At 56.1% G+C, this 15,624-nt stretch carries 12 protein-coding genes, 1 tRNA gene and 1 pseudogene; all 14 read left to right on the top strand.

Annotated features, from left to right (window positions below):
• Positions 1 to 117 (top strand): annotated as a pseudogene (locus DTP52_RS30925) (elongation factor Tu); the annotation flags it as partial.
• Between the two features lie 53 nt (positions 118 to 170).
• A tRNA-Trp gene (locus DTP52_RS30920) sits at positions 171 to 246 on the top strand.
• Between the two features lie 45 nt (positions 247 to 291).
• On the top strand, positions 292 to 660 hold the full coding sequence (secE, locus tag DTP52_RS30915; protein WP_003206102.1) for a preprotein translocase subunit SecE: 369 nt from the start codon (positions 292 to 294) through the stop codon (positions 658 to 660).
• Positions 661 to 669: 9 nt separating this feature from the next.
• Entirely contained in the window at positions 670 to 1,203 is a 534-nt protein-coding gene (gene nusG, locus DTP52_RS30910) for a transcription termination/antitermination protein NusG (RefSeq protein WP_010443972.1), read from the top strand.
• A gap of 117 nt (positions 1,204 to 1,320) precedes the next feature.
• Positions 1,321 to 1,752: a 50S ribosomal protein L11 gene (gene rplK, locus DTP52_RS30905; protein ID WP_003176435.1), complete on the top strand. Its 432-nt coding sequence runs from the start codon at positions 1,321 to 1,323 to the stop codon at positions 1,750 to 1,752.
• The gene (gene rplA, locus DTP52_RS30900; protein ID WP_003186095.1) at positions 1,752 to 2,447 is read left to right on the top strand and encodes a 50S ribosomal protein L1; all 696 of its coding nucleotides are present in this window, start codon (positions 1,752 to 1,754) and stop codon (positions 2,445 to 2,447) included. The genes rplK and rplA overlap by 1 nt, the downstream gene beginning before the upstream one ends.
• 198 nt (positions 2,448 to 2,645) lie before the next feature.
• Complete coding sequence (rplJ, locus tag DTP52_RS30895; RefSeq protein WP_003206099.1) at positions 2,646 to 3,146, top strand: 50S ribosomal protein L10; 501 nt, start codon at positions 2,646 to 2,648, stop codon at positions 3,144 to 3,146.
• Positions 3,147 to 3,224: 78 nt separating this feature from the next.
• Positions 3,225 to 3,590, top strand: coding sequence for a 50S ribosomal protein L7/L12 (rplL, locus tag DTP52_RS30890; protein WP_007970414.1), 366 nt, complete (start codon positions 3,225 to 3,227; stop codon positions 3,588 to 3,590).
• A 220-nt stretch (positions 3,591 to 3,810) separates the two neighbouring features.
• The gene (gene rpoB / locus DTP52_RS30885) at positions 3,811 to 7,884 is read left to right on the top strand and encodes a DNA-directed RNA polymerase subunit beta (protein ID WP_109756660.1); all 4,074 of its coding nucleotides are present in this window, start codon (positions 3,811 to 3,813) and stop codon (positions 7,882 to 7,884) included.
• A 63-nt stretch (positions 7,885 to 7,947) separates the two neighbouring features.
• Positions 7,948 to 12,147 carry a DNA-directed RNA polymerase subunit beta' gene (rpoC, locus tag DTP52_RS30880; protein ID WP_109756659.1) on the top strand — a complete coding sequence of 1,400 codons (4,200 nt, stop codon included), beginning with the start codon at positions 7,948 to 7,950 and terminating at the stop codon, positions 12,145 to 12,147.
• A 216-nt stretch (positions 12,148 to 12,363) separates the two neighbouring features.
• Positions 12,364 to 12,735, top strand: a complete 372-nt coding sequence (rpsL, locus tag DTP52_RS30875) for a 30S ribosomal protein S12 (protein ID WP_003186084.1) — start codon at positions 12,364 to 12,366, stop codon at positions 12,733 to 12,735.
• Positions 12,736 to 12,837: 102 nt separating this feature from the next.
• A complete protein-coding gene (gene rpsG / locus DTP52_RS30870; RefSeq protein WP_003186074.1) occupies positions 12,838 to 13,308 on the top strand; it encodes a 30S ribosomal protein S7 in 471 nt (156 codons plus the stop codon).
• A 30-nt stretch (positions 13,309 to 13,338) separates the two neighbouring features.
• Positions 13,339 to 15,444: an elongation factor G gene (gene fusA, locus DTP52_RS30865; protein ID WP_109756658.1), complete on the top strand. Its 2,106-nt coding sequence runs from the start codon at positions 13,339 to 13,341 to the stop codon at positions 15,442 to 15,444.
• 31 nt (positions 15,445 to 15,475) lie between these two features.
• Positions 15,476 to 15,624 (top strand): GTP-binding protein (locus DTP52_RS30860; protein ID WP_256573532.1); only part of this gene is annotated, 149 nt, incomplete at its 3' end.

The following is a 15,624-nucleotide window of genomic DNA, read 5'->3' as shown; positions in this document are numbered from 1 at the left end:
ATTCAGATGACTGTTACCCTGATCAAGACCATCGCGATGGAAGACGGTCTGCGTTTCGCTATCCGTGAAGGCGGTCGTACCGTCGGCGCCGGCGTTGTAGCCAAAGTCATCGAGTAAACAGTTGTAATGTCTTTTTCGGGCCGGCATAATGGTCGGCCTGATTTTGTTTTAGGTCAGTAGCTCAATTGGCAGAGCGACGGTCTCCAAAACCGTAGGTTGGGGGTTCGATTCCCTCCTGACCTGCCAGATTCACTCAGTGTGTCTGGCTTTCTTTTCACAGGATCTTCATAGATGACTCCTAAAGCTGAAGCTCAAGGCTCTCGCTTCGATCTGCTCAAGTGGCTAGTGGTAGTCGCTTTGGTGGTTATTGGCGTTGTTGGCAATCAGTATTATTCTGCTTCGCCGATCCTGTACCGCGTACTTGCATTGCTCGCCATTGCTGCTGTTGCTGCCTTTGTAGGCCTGCAGACAGCCAAGGGCAAGTCTTTCTTTGTACTCGCTAAGGAAGCTCGCACCGAGATTCGTAAAGTCGTATGGCCGACTCGCCAAGAAACCACGCAGACCACGTTGATCGTTGTGGCTGTTGTTCTGGTAATGGCGTTGCTGTTGTGGGGGCTTGATTCCCTGCTCGGCTGGCTTGTTTCCTTGATTGTTGGCTAAGGGTGTCCCGTGGCTAAGCGTTGGTACGTTGTGCATGCTTACTCGGGTTACGAGAAGCATGTCATGCGCTCGCTGATAGAGCGCGTAAAGCTGGCTGGCATGGAAGATGGCTTTGGCGAGATTCTGGTCCCCACTGAAGAAGTGGTTGAAATGCGTAATGGCCAGAAGCGCAAAAGTGAACGAAAGTTCTTTCCAGGCTACGTGCTGGTGCAGATGGATATGAACGAAGGGACTTGGCACTTGGTCAAGGATACCCCTCGGGTGATGGGCTTCATTGGCGGTACCGCTGACAAGCCTGCGCCGATCACGGATAAAGAGGCGGAAGCGATTCTGCGTCGCGTCGCTGATGGTAGCGACAAGCCGAAGCCGAAGACATTGTTTGAGCCAGGTGAGGTTGTACGCGTCACCGACGGTCCATTCGCTGATTTCAATGGCACGGTTGAAGAAGTTAACTACGAAAAGAGCCGGATCCAAGTGGCAGTGCTCATTTTCGGTCGCTCTACTCCGGTAGAGCTAGAGTTCAGTCAGGTCGAAAAGGTCTGATTGAGCAGGCATCCCAACCCCGCAGCCCAAGGCTGTGGGGTTTTGTCGTCACTGGGATAAACGCGCAAGTAACCGGGGAGCCTTTCGAGGCGTTCGAACCCGTAATTGGAGTGCCTCATGGCCAAGAAAATTACCGCTTACATCAAGCTGCAAGTGAAGGCCGCTCAGGCTAACCCAAGCCCACCCGTTGGTCCTGCTCTGGGTCAGCACGGCGTGAACATCATGGAATTCTGCAAGGCCTTCAACGCCCGTACTCAGGGTCTTGAGCCAGGTCTGCCGACTCCAGTGATCATCACTGTCTACAGCGACCGTAGCTTCACCTTCGAAACAAAAAGCACCCCAGCTTCGGTTCTGCTGAAGAAGGCTGCAGGTTTGACCAGCGGTTCCGCTCGTCCAAACACCGTTAAGGTTGGCACCGTTACCCGTGCTCAGCTGGAAGAAATCGCGAAAACCAAAAACGCGGATCTGACTGCAGCTGATATGGATGCAGCCGTGCGTACTATCGCCGGTTCTGCTCGTAGCATGGGCCTTAACGTGGAGGGTGTGTAATGGCTAAGCTGACCAAGCGTCAAAAGGCTATCGCCGGCAAAATCGAAGCAGGCAAGGCCTACAACTTTGTAGACGCCGCCGCTCTGCTGGCTGAGCTGTCGACTGTCAAGTTCAGCGAGTCGTTCGACGTTGCTGTAAACCTGGGCGTTGACCCACGTAAATCCGACCAGGTCGTTCGTAGCGCTACCGTGCTGCCACACGGCACTGGCAAGACCGTTCGTGTAGCTGTCTTCACCCAGGGCCCAGCAGCTGAAGCTGCTCTGGCTGCTGGTGCTGATCGCGTTGGCATGGACGATCTGGCTGCTGAAATGAAGGGCGGCGACCTGAACTATGACGTAGTGATCGCATCCCCGGATGCCATGCGCGTTGTAGGCCAGTTGGGTCAGATCCTCGGTCCACGTGGTCTGATGCCTAACCCTAAAGTCGGCACCGTAACGCCAGACGTAGCCACCGCGGTTAAAAACGCCAAGGCTGGTCAGGTTCGTTATCGCACCGACAAAAACGGCATCATCCACACTTCCGTTGGCAAGATTGGCTTCGACGCCGTCAAGTTGAAGGAAAACGTTGAAGCCCTGATCGCTGATCTGAAGCGTATCAAGCCAGCTTCTTCGAAAGGTATCTACGTCAAGCGCGTTACCCTGAGCACCACTATGGGCCCAGGTCTGGTCATCGATCAGAGCTCGCTCGACGCGTAAGACTCAGGTTGGCGCAAGTAATTGCGCCAATCAAAAAATTGGGGTCCCTGCCTGGCGGGGGCTGTCCAAGACCGTAGGCGACGCAAGTCTTAAACCACAAGCCTACGCAGATGGTGCTCCCGGTTCCTTACCGAATCAGACACCAAAACGACATTCGGTTTCGACCGAATGAAACGGTAACAAGCAGGAGTTAAACCCGTGGCAATTAAACTCGAAGACAAGAAGGCCATCGTCGCTGAAGTCAACGAGGCTGCCAAAGCTGCTCTGTCCGCTGTCGTGGCTGATGCCCGTGGCGTAACAGTAGGCGCTATGACCGGACTCCGTAAAGAGGCCCGTGAAGCTGGCGTTTACGTACGTGTTGTACGTAACACCCTGCTCAAGCGCGCTGTTGCTGACACTGAATACAGTGTCCTCAACGACGTGTTCACCGGCCCGACCTTGATCGCGTTCTCCACCCAACATCCTGGCGCTGCTGCCCGTTTGTTCAAGGAATTCGCCAAAGGTCAGGACAAGTTCGAGATTAAGGCAGCTGCGTTCGAGGGCAAGTTCCTCGCAGCTAACCAGATCGACGTACTGGCAACTCTGCCGACCCGTGACGAAGCAATTTCCCAGCTGATGAGCGTGATTCAAGGCGCAACCAGCAAATTGGCTCGTACTCTGGCGGCACTGCGCGACCAGAAAGAAGCTGCCGCAGCCTAAGGCTCGACACTCCTTTTCGCGTTTTTTGTTTATTTCGATGGTCGCGTAGGCCGTCCCCCAATCCAGGAATTTAGAGTCATGTCTATCTCTCAAAACGATATCCTCGAAGCCGTTGGCAACATGTCCGTAATGGAAGTTGTTGAGCTGATCAAAGCTTTCGAAGAAAAATTCGGCGTTACCGCTGCCGCTGCTTCCGCTGGTCCAGCTGTTGCTGCTGCCGTTGCTGAAGAGCAAACCGAATTCAACGTCATGCTGACCGAAGCTGGCGAGAAGAAAGTAAACGTGATCAAGGCAGTACGTGAACTGACCGGTCTGGGCCTGAAAGAAGCCAAGGCTGTAGTTGACGGCGCTCCTGCCATGGTTCTGGAAGCTGTTGCCAAAGACGCAGCTGACAAAGCCAAGGCCGCTCTGGAAGAAGCAGGCGCTAAAGTCGAGCTGAAGTAAGCATCGACTTTGCGTCTCCAGCCCGAGCGTTAAGCGACAGGCTGATGGCTGGTGGCTCTTGCCACCGGCCTTTTTCCGTTATTGGCAGCCGACTGGGTCGGTGCCGATAGCGAGCTGTAACCACCCGATGTGGTGGCGCAAACCATGGGGTTTGCACGATTTTCTGGCTGCTCCCGTCGGGAGGGGCCAAACAAGCAGGTGACCAAGCTGGGGAACGCTGATGGCTTACTCATATACTGAGAAAAAACGTATCCGCAAGGACTTTAGCAAGTTGCCGGACGTCATGGATGTGCCGTACCTCCTGGCCATCCAGCTGGATTCGTATCGTGAATTCTTGCAAGCGGGAGCGACTAAAGATCAGTTCCGCGACGTGGGCCTGCATGCGGCCTTCAAATCCGTTTTCCCGATCATCAGCTACTCCGGCAATGCTGCGCTGGAGTACGTCGGTTATCGCCTGGGCGAACCGGCATTTGATGTCAAAGAATGCGTATTGCGCGGTGTTACTTACGCCGTACCTTTGCGGGTAAAAGTGCGCCTGATCATTTTCGACAAAGAATCGTCGAACAAAGCGATCAAGGACATCAAAGAGCAAGAAGTCTACATGGGTGAAATCCCCCTGATGACTGAGAACGGTACCTTCGTAATCAACGGTACCGAGCGTGTAATCGTTTCCCAGCTGCACCGTTCTCCGGGCGTGTTCTTCGACCACGACCGTGGCAAGACGCACAGCTCCGGCAAACTGCTGTACTCCGCGCGCATCATTCCTTACCGCGGTTCGTGGCTGGACTTCGAGTTCGACCCGAAAGACTGCGTATTCGTGCGTATCGACCGTCGTCGCAAGCTGCCTGCATCGGTACTGCTGCGCGCGCTCGGCTATACCACCGAAGAAGTGCTGGACGCGTTCTACACCACCAACGTCTTCCACGTGCAAGGTGAAAACCTCAGCCTGGAACTGGTGCCTCAGCGCCTGCGCGGTGAAATCGCTGTCCTCGATATCCAGGATGACAAAGGCAAGGTTATTGTCGAGCAGGGTCGCCGTATCACCGCTCGCCACATCAACCAGCTGGAAAAAGCCGGGATCAAAGAGCTGCAGGTGCCGATCGACTACGTCCTGGGTCGCACCACGGCCAAGGTCATCGTGCATCCGGCCACTGGCGAAATCCTGGCAGAGTGCAATACCGAGCTGACCACCGAGATCCTGGCGAAAATCGCCAAGGCCCAGGTCGTTCGTATCGAAACGTTGTACACCAACGACATCGACTGCGGTCCGTTCATCTCCGACACGCTGAAGATCGACTCCACCGGCAACCAGCTGGAAGCCTTGGTCGAAATCTATCGCATGATGCGTCCTGGCGAGCCGCCAACCAAGGATGCAGCCGAGACCCTTTTCAACAACCTGTTCTTCAGCCCTGAGCGCTATGACCTGTCTGCGGTCGGCCGGATGAAGTTCAACCGTCGTATCGGTCGTACCGAGATCGAAGGTTCGGGTGTTCTGAACAAGGACGACATCGTTGCGGTCCTCAAGACCCTGGTCGACATCCGTAACGGCAAAGGCATCGTCGATGACATCGACCACCTGGGTAACCGTCGTGTTCGCTGTGTAGGCGAAATGGCCGAGAACCAGTTCCGTGTTGGCCTGGTGCGCGTAGAGCGTGCGGTCAAGGAACGCCTGTCGATGGCTGAAAGCGAAGGCCTGATGCCGCAAGACCTGATCAACGCCAAGCCTGTGGCTGCGGCGGTGAAAGAGTTCTTCGGTTCGAGCCAGCTGTCCCAGTTCATGGACCAGAACAACCCGCTGTCCGAGATCACCCACAAGCGTCGTGTTTCCGCACTGGGCCCAGGCGGTCTGACCCGTGAGCGTGCAGGCTTCGAAGTTCGTGACGTGCACCCGACGCACTACGGTCGTGTATGCCCGATCGAAACGCCGGAAGGTCCGAACATCGGTCTGATCAACTCCCTGGCTGCCTATGCGCGCACCAACCAGTACGGTTTCCTCGAGAGCCCGTATCGTGTGGTGAAAGACGCCCTGGTCACCGACGAGATCGTGTTCCTGTCCGCCATCGAAGAAGCCGATCACGTGATCGCCCAGGCTTCGGCCACGATGAACGACAAGAAAGTCCTGACCGATGAATTGGTAGCTGTTCGTCACCTGAACGAGTTCACCGTCAAGGCGCCGGAAGACGTCACCTTGATGGACGTATCGCCGAAGCAGGTAGTTTCGGTTGCAGCGTCGCTGATCCCGTTCCTCGAGCACGACGACGCCAACCGTGCGTTGATGGGTTCGAACATGCAGCGTCAAGCTGTACCGACCCTGCGTGCCGACAAGCCGCTGGTAGGTACCGGCATGGAGCGTAACGTTGCCCGTGACTCCGGCGTTTGCGTCGTGGCTCGTCGTGGTGGCGTGATCGACTCCGTCGACGCCAGCCGTATCGTGGTTCGTGTTGCCGATGACGAAGTTGAAACTGGCGAAGCCGGTGTCGACATCTACAACCTGACCAAATACACCCGCTCCAACCAGAACACCTGCATCAACCAGCGTCCGCTGGTAAGCAAGGGTGATCGGGTTCAGCGTAGCGACATCATGGCCGACGGTCCGTCCACCGATATGGGTGAACTGGCGTTGGGTCAGAACATGCGCATCGCGTTCATGGCATGGAACGGCTTCAACTTCGAAGACTCCATCTGCCTGTCCGAGCGTGTGGTCCAGGAAGACCGTTTCACCACGATCCACATCCAGGAACTGACCTGTGTGGCCCGTGACACCAAGCTTGGCCCAGAGGAAATCACTGCGGACATCCCGAACGTGGGTGAAGCTGCACTGAACAAACTGGACGAAGCCGGTATCGTTTACGTAGGTGCTGAAGTAGGCGCAGGCGACATCCTGGTGGGCAAGGTCACTCCGAAAGGCGAGACCCAGCTGACTCCGGAAGAAAAACTGCTGCGTGCCATCTTCGGTGAAAAAGCCAGCGACGTTAAAGACACCTCCCTGCGCGTGCCTACTGGCACCAAGGGTACCGTCATCGACGTACAGGTCTTCACCCGTGACGGCGTCGAGCGTGATGCTCGTGCACTGTCGATCGAGAAGACTCAACTCGACGAGATCCGCAAGGACCTGAACGAAGAGTTCCGTATCGTCGAAGGCGCAACTTTCGAGCGTCTGCGTTCCGCCCTGGTCGGCCACAAAGCCGAAGGCGGCGCCGGCCTGAAGAAAGGTCAGGAAATCACCGACGAAGTCCTCGACGGTCTTGAGCATGGCCAGTGGTTCAAACTGCGCATGGCTGAAGATGCTCTGAACGAGCAGCTCGAGAAGGCCCAGGCCTATATCGTTGATCGCCGCCGCCTGCTGGACGACAAGTTCGAAGACAAGAAGCGCAAACTGCAGCAGGGCGATGACCTGGCTCCAGGCGTGCTGAAAATCGTCAAGGTTTACCTGGCAATCCGTCGTCGCATCCAGCCGGGCGACAAGATGGCCGGTCGTCACGGTAACAAGGGTGTGGTCTCTGTGATCATGCCGGTTGAAGACATGCCGCACGATGCCAATGGCACCCCGGTCGACGTGGTCCTCAACCCATTGGGCGTACCTTCGCGTATGAACGTCGGTCAGATCCTTGAAACCCACCTGGGCCTTGCGGCCAAGGGCTTGGGCGAGAAGATCAACCGTATGATCGAAGAGCAGCGCAAGGTTGCTGACCTGCGTAAGTTCCTGCACGAGATCTACAACGAGATCGGCGGCCGCAACGAAGAGCTGGACACCTTCTCCGACCAGGAAATCCTGGATCTGGCGAAGAACCTGCGCGGTGGCGTTCCAATGGCTACTCCGGTGTTCGACGGTGCCAAGGAAAGCGAAATCAAGGCCATGCTGAAACTGGCAGACCTGCCGGAAAGCGGCCAGATGCAGCTGTTCGACGGCCGTACCGGCAACAAGTTCGAGCGCCCGGTTACCGTTGGCTACATGTACATGCTGAAGCTGAACCACTTGGTGGACGACAAGATGCACGCTCGTTCTACCGGTTCTTACAGCCTGGTTACCCAGCAACCGCTGGGTGGTAAGGCGCAGTTCGGTGGTCAGCGTTTCGGGGAGATGGAGGTCTGGGCACTGGAAGCGTACGGTGCTGCATACACTCTGCAAGAAATGCTCACAGTGAAGTCGGACGATGTGAACGGCCGGACCAAGATGTACAAAAACATCGTGGACGGCGATCACCGTATGGAGCCGGGCATGCCCGAGTCTTTCAACGTGTTGATCAAGGAAATTCGTTCCCTCGGCATCGATATCGATCTGGAAACCGAATAACACGTGACGCGAATCGAGAGCGGGGCTGTTTGCCCGCTCTCTGCTCCGCCAGGAGGAAAGGCCTTGAAAGACCTACTGAATTTGCTGAAAAACCAGGGTCAAGTCGAAGAGTTCGACGCTATCCGTATTGGATTGGCCTCGCCTGAGATGATCCGTTCGTGGTCGTTCGGTGAAGTTAAAAAGCCGGAAACCATCAACTACCGTACGTTCAAACCTGAGCGTGACGGCCTGTTCTGCGCCAAGATCTTTGGCCCGGTAAAGGATTACGAGTGCCTGTGCGGTAAGTACAAGCGCTTGAAGCATCGTGGTGTGATCTGCGAGAAGTGCGGCGTTGAAGTTGCGCTGGCAAAAGTTCGTCGTGAGCGCATGGCGCACATCGAACTGGCCTCGCCAGTTGCCCACATATGGTTCCTGAAATCGCTGCCGTCCCGTATCGGCCTGCTGATGGACATGACCCTGCGCGATATCGAACGTGTTCTCTACTTCGAGAGCTATGTCGTTATCGATCCAGGCATGACCACCCTTGAAAAAGGTCAGCTGCTCAACGACGAGCAGTACTTCGAAGCGCTGGAAGAGTTCGGCGACGATTTCGATGCCCGCATGGGTGCCGAAGCTGTCCGCGAACTGCTGCACGCTATCGACCTGGAACACGAGATTGGCCGCCTGCGCGAAGAAATTCCGCAAACCAACTCCGAAACCAAGATCAAGAAGCTGTCCAAGCGTCTGAAGTTGATGGAAGCCTTCCAGGGCTCCGGCAACCTGCCAGAGTGGATGGTGCTGACCGTTCTGCCGGTTCTGCCGCCAGACCTGCGTCCACTGGTTCCGCTCGATGGCGGTCGTTTCGCGACTTCCGACCTCAACGATCTGTATCGTCGAGTGATCAACCGTAACAACCGCTTGAAGCGCCTGCTCGATCTGTCCGCTCCGGACATCATCGTGCGCAACGAAAAGCGTATGTTGCAGGAAGCGGTCGACGCACTGCTCGACAACGGTCGTCGTGGCCGCGCTATCACCGGTTCCAACAAGCGTCCTCTGAAATCCCTGGCTGACATGATCAAGGGTAAGCAGGGTCGTTTCCGTCAGAACTTGCTCGGTAAGCGTGTTGACTACTCCGGTCGTTCGGTAATTACCGTAGGCCCGACCCTGCGTCTGCACCAGTGCGGTCTGCCTAAGAAAATGGCTCTGGAACTGTTCAAGCCGTTCATTTTCGGCAAGCTGGAAATGCGTGGTCTGGCGACCACCATCAAAGCGGCCAAGAAAATGGTCGAGCGCGAGCTGCCAGAGGTCTGGGACGTTCTCGCTGAAGTGATTCGCGAACACCCAGTGCTGCTCAACCGTGCACCGACCCTTCACCGTCTGGGTATCCAGGCGTTTGAACCGGTACTGATCGAAGGTAAGGCTATCCAGCTGCACCCGCTGGTCTGTGCTGCGTACAACGCCGACTTCGACGGCGACCAAATGGCCGTGCACGTACCGCTGACACTGGAAGCCCAGCTGGAAGCTCGTGCGTTGATGATGTCGACCAACAACATCCTGTCGCCAGCCAACGGTGAGCCAATCATCGTTCCGTCGCAGGACGTTGTATTGGGTCTGTACTACATGACTCGTGAAGCGATCAACGCCAAGGGCGAAGGTCGCGTGTTCGCGGATCTGCAGGAAGTTGACCGTGTGTTCCGTGCTGGCGAAGCCGCACTACATGCCAAGGTCAAGGTGCGGATCACCGAAACCGTCAACGATCGTGATGGCGGCAGTGTGACCAACACTCGTATCGTCGACACCACTGTCGGCCGTGCGCTGTTGTTCCAGGTTGTGCCAAAAGGTCTGTCGTACGACGTCGTCAACCTGCCGATGAAGAAGAAGGCGATCTCCAAGCTGATCAACCAGTGCTACCGCGTGGTTGGTCTGAAAGAGACCGTGATCTTCGCTGACCAGTTGATGTACACCGGTTTTGCCTATTCGACCATTTCCGGCGTTTCCATCGGTGTTAACGACTTCGTTATCCCGGATGAAAAAGCCCGCATCATCGGTGCTGCCACCGAAGAAGTGAAAGAGATCGAAAGTCAGTACGCCTCCGGCCTGGTAACCCAGGGCGAGAAGTACAACAAGGTGATCGACCTCTGGTCCAAGGCGAACGACGAAGTATCCAAGGCGATGATGGCCAACCTCTCGAAAGAGAAAGTCATCGACCGTCATGGCAACGAAGTCGACCAGGAATCCTTCAACTCGATGTACATGATGGCCGACTCGGGCGCACGGGGTTCTGCTGCGCAGATCCGTCAGCTCGCCGGTATGCGTGGCCTGATGGCCAAGCCGGACGGCTCCATCATCGAGACCCCGATTACCGCGAACTTCCGTGAAGGTTTGAGCGTACTCCAGTACTTCATCTCCACTCACGGTGCTCGTAAGGGTCTTGCGGATACCGCGTTGAAAACGGCGAACTCCGGTTACCTGACTCGTCGTCTGGTAGACGTTGCCCAGGATCTGGTCGTGACCGAGATCGATTGCGGCACCGAACATGGCCTGGTAATGACTCCGCACATTGAAGGCGGTGACGTTGTAGAGCCGTTGGGTGAGCGCGTATTGGGTCGTGTCATCGCCCGTGACGTATTCAAGCCTGGCACCGAGGACGTGATTGTTCCTGCCGGTACCCTGGTTGACGAGAAGTGGGTCGAGTTCATCGAGCTCAACAGCATCGACGAAGTGATCGTACGTTCGCCGATCAGCTGCGAAACCCGCTACGGCATCTGCGCCAAGTGCTACGGTCGCGACCTGGCTCGTGGTCACCAGGTGAACATCGGTGAAGCGGTCGGCGTTATCGCTGCCCAGTCCATCGGTGAGCCGGGTACCCAGCTGACGATGCGTACGTTCCACATCGGTGGTGCTGCAAGCCGGACCTCCGCGGCCGACAGCGTCCAGGTGAAGAATGGCGGTACTGTCCGTCTGCACAACCTCAAGCACGTAGAGCGCGTGGACGGTCACCTGGTGGCAGTATCGCGTTCCGGTGAGCTGGCGATCGCTGACGACTTCGGTCGTGAGCGCGAGCGTTACAAGCTGCCTTACGGTGCTGTGATTTCGGTCAAGGAAGGTGACAAGGTCGACGCTGGTGCCATCGTGGCCAAGTGGGACCCGCACACCCACCCGATCGTGACCGAGATGAAAGGTACCGTGACCTATGTGGGCATGGAAGAAGGCATCACGATCAAGCGTCAGACTGACGAATTGACCGGTATGACCAACATTGAAGTACTCGATGCAAAAGATCGTCCAGCTGCCGGCAAGGACATCCGTCCTGCCGTGAAGATGGTCGACGACAACGGCAAGGATCTGTTGCTGCCAGGCACTGACGTAATCGCTCAGTACTTCCTGCCAGCCAACGCCCTGGTCGGTGTTGCGGACGGTGCGCGGATCGCGATCGGTGATGTTATCGCCCGTATCCCGCAGGAAACTTCGAAAACCCGCGACATCACCGGTGGTCTGCCGCGTGTTGCCGACTTGTTCGAAGCCCGTCGTCCGAAAGAAGCCTCGATTCTGGCTGAAGTCAGCGGCACCATCGCGTTCGGTAAAGAGACCAAGGGCAAGCGCCGCCTGGTCATTACCCCGAACGACGGTAGCGATCCGTACGAAGAGCTGATTCCGAAGTGGCGTCACCTGAACGTCTTCGAGGGCGAACAGGTAAACCGCGGCGAAGTTATCTCCGACGGCCCGAGCGATCCACACGACATCCTGCGTCTGCTGGGTGTGAGTGCGCTGGCCAAGTACATCGTGAACGAGATCCAGGACGTTTACCGTCTGCAAGGCGTGAAGATCAACGACAAGCACATCGAGACCATCCTGCGTCAGATGCTGCGTAAGGTCGAGATCGCTGAATCCGGCGACTCGAGTTTCATCAAGGGCGACCAGATGGAACTGACTCACGTGCTGGTGGAAAACGAGCGCCTGGCGACCGAAGACAAGTTCGTCTCCAAGTTCACTCGCGTGCTGCTGGGTATCACCAAGGCGTCGTTGTCCACCGAATCGTTCATCTCGGCGGCTTCCTTCCAGGAAACCACCCGCGTACTGACCGAAGCGGCGGTAACCGGCAAGCGCGATTACCTGCGCGGCCTGAAAGAAAACGTGGTTGTGGGTCGTCTGATCCCGGCCGGTACCGGTTTGGCCTATCACAGCGAGCGCAAGCGTCGCCGTGATGCTGACAAGCCGTTGCGCGTAAGCGCCAGTGAAGTGGAAGCTGCACTGACCGAAGCACTGAACTCGAGTGGTAACTGAGTTCTGCGGTAATTGAGTGCCTGGCCCTGGTCACCCCGTTCGGCGGATCGAGACAAATTGTCGAGATCCGGCGGGCGGGGAGGTCGGGGCCTTGCCTTGACTGGGGACAAGATCCTCTTTAGACTCTTGATCCCCTAAATTTGGCGGGAATTCGTTCCTGCCATTTTGCTTTTCTTGTAAGACAATAGCGTCGCAAGACAACAGTGGAGCTAGTAGATGGCAACTATCAACCAGCTGGTACGTCAGCCGCGTAAGCGTATCGTCGAGAAATCCGACGTACCTGCGCTGCAGAACTGCCCGCAACGTCGTGGCGTATGCACCCGTGTGTATACCACTACGCCGAAAAAACCTAACTCGGCACTGCGTAAAGTATGCCGTGTGCGTCTGACCAACGGTTTCGAGGTTTCCTCGTACATCGGCGGTGAAGGCCACAACCTGCAAGAACACAGCGTGGTACTGATCCGCGGCGGTCGTGTAAAAGACTTGCCAGGTGTTCGTTACCACACCGTTCGCGGCTCTTTGGATACCTCCGGCGTTAAAGGTCGTAACCAAGGTCGTTCGAAGTACGGTACCAAGCGTCCGAAATAATCGGCCGTTCTGCAGTTTTTAATTTTATTGAGTCGATAAGAGTAAGGTCGGGCACGCATCTGCTGTCCCGGGCTAACCTGAAGACCGTTTGAGGGCTTATCAATGCCAAGACGTCGCGTAGCAGCCAAACGTGAGATTCTGGACGATCCGAAATACGGAAGCCAGATTCTCGCCAAGTTCATGAACCACGTAATGGAAAGCGGCAAGAAAGCCGTTGCCGAGCGTATTGTTTATGGCGCACTGGACAAAGTTAAGGAACGCAAGAACAGCGATCCCCTGGAAATCTTCGAGAAAGCTCTCGACGCCATCGCTCCGCTGGTCGAAGTGAAGTCGCGCCGTGTAGGCGGTGCTACTTACCAGGTTCCGGTCGAAGTTCGTCCGTCCCGTCGTAACGCCCTGGCAATGCGCTGGTTGGTAGACTTCGCCCGCAAGCGCGGCGAGAAGTCCATGGCTCTGCGTTTGGCTGGCGAACTGTTGGACGCTGCTGAAGGTAAAGGTGCTGCAGTTAAGAAGCGTGAAGACGTGCACCGTATGGCTGAAGCCAACAAGGCTTTCTCGCACTACCGCTTCTAATTTTAGCGTCACTCAATTTGCGAGGGCTTTATGGCTCGTACTACACCGATTAACCGCTACCGTAACATCGGTATCGTTGCTCACGTGGATGCTGGTAAAACCACCACCACCGAGCGCGTCCTTTTTTACACTGGCAAAAGTCACAAGATGGGCGAGGTGCATGATGGCGCCGCGACCACCGACTGGATGGTCCAGGAGCAGGAGCGTGGTATTACCATTACTTCTGCTGCCATCACCGCCTTCTGGAAGGGTTCCGAGAAGCAGTACCCGCACGAGCATCGCTTCAACGTTATCGATACCCCGGGCCACGTAGACTTCACCATTGAAGTTGAACGTTCCCTGCGTGTACTCGACGGCGCTGTCGTTGTGTTCTGCGGTACTTCGGGTGTTGAGCCTCAGTCGGAAACCGTATGGCGTCAGGCCAACAAATACGGTGTCCCACGTCTTGTTTACGTAAACAAGATGGACCGTGCTGGTGCCAACTTCCTGCGCGTGATCGGTCAGATCAAGCAGCGTCTGGGTCACACTCCGGTGCCGATCCAGCTGGCTATCGGTTCCGAAGACAACTTCCAGGGTCAGATCGATCTGATCAACATGCAAGCGGTCTACTGGAACGACTCTGACAAAGGTATGGTCCCTGTTCGCAAGGACATTCCTGCTGAGTTGCTGGAAGAAGCCGAGAAGTGGCGTGGCAACATGGTTGAGGCTGCGGCCGAAGCCAACGAAGAGCTGATGAACAAGTACCTCGAGGGTGAAGAACTCACCAACGAGGAAATCAAGGCTGCTCTGCGTCAGCGTACCATCGCTGGTGAGATCGTCCTGGCTGTTTGCGGTTCTTCCTTCAAGAACAAGGGCGTTCCCCTGGTTCTCGACGCCGTTATCGACTTCCTGCCTGCTCCTACCGACATTCCTGCTATCAAGGGTTCCAACCCTGATAACGAGGAAGAGGAAATGGAGCGTCACGCAAGCGACGACGAGCCGTTCGCGGCCTTGGCGTTCAAGATCGCTACCGACCCATTCGTGGGTACCTTGACCTTTGTTCGAGTTTACTCGGGCGTGTTGGCTTCCGGCGACGGCGTGATCAACTCGGTAAAAGGCAAGAAAGAGCGTGTGGGTCGTATGGTGCAAATGCACGCAAACGCCCGCGAAGAAATCAAGGAAGTGCGCGCTGGCGACATCGCGGCCTTGATTGGCATGAAGGATGTCACCACTGGTGAAACCTTGTGCAACGCTGACAAGCCAATCATCCTGGTTCGCATGGACTTCCCGGAGCCGGTTATTTCGGTTGCCGTTGAGCCTAAGACCAAGGATGACCAGGAAAAAATGGGTATCGCTCTGGGCAAGCTCGCTCAGGAAGACCCGTCTTTCCGCGTCAAGACTGATGAAGAGACCGGTCAAACGATCATCTCCGGCATGGGCGAGTTGCACCTGGACATCCTGGTTGACCGGATGCGCCGTGAGTTCAACGTCGAAGCCAACATTGGTAAGCCTCAGGTTTCCTATCGTGAGCGCATCACGAAGAGCTGCGAAATCGAAGGCAAGTTCGTTCGCCAGTCCGGTGGTCGTGGCCAGTTCGGTCATTGCTGGATTCGTTTTGCACCAGCTGACGAAGGTCAGGAAGGTCTGCAATTCTTGAACGAAGTCGTAGGTGGTGTGGTTCCTAAGGAATACATCCCGGCGATCCAGAAGGGTATCGAAGAGCAGATGAAGAACGGCGTTGTCGCCGGCTATCCGCTGATCGGCCTGAAGGCGACCGTGTTCGATGGTTCTTACCATGACGTCGACTCCAACGAGATGGCGTTTAAGGTGGCTGCCTCCATGGCAACCAAGCAGCTGGCCCAGAAGGGTGGTGGTGAGTTGCTTGAGCCGATCATGGCGGTAGAGGTCGTTACGCCTGAAGACTACATGGGTGATGTCATGGGCGACCTTAACCGTCGTCGTGGCATGATTCTGGGTATGGAAGATACGGTTTCCGGCAAGGTGATTCGTGCCGAGGTTCCGTTGGGTGAAATGTTCGGTTACGCAACCGACGTTCGTTCCATGTCTCAGGGTCGCGCAAGCTACTCTATGGAATTCAAAAAATACAATACAGCTCCGTCGCATATCGTCGAGACTGTTACCAAAAAGCAAGGCTGATTCAGCCCCTTTAAGCTAGGAGTTAATTGTCGTGGCTAAAGAAAAATTTGAACGGAACAAACCGCACGTCAACGTTGGCACCATCGGTCACGTTGACCACGGTAAAACCACGCTGACCGCTGCTCTGACCCGTGTCTGCTCCGAAGTTTTCGGTTCGGCCAAGGTTGACTTCGACAAGAT

The organism is Pseudomonas sp. 43mfcvi1.1, assembly GCF_900115935.1.
Lineage (GTDB): Bacteria > Pseudomonadota > Gammaproteobacteria > Pseudomonadales > Pseudomonadaceae > Aquipseudomonas > Aquipseudomonas bijieensis.
The sequence above is the reverse complement of the archived record's forward strand: the minus strand, read 5'-3'. Positions and strand labels throughout refer to the sequence as shown.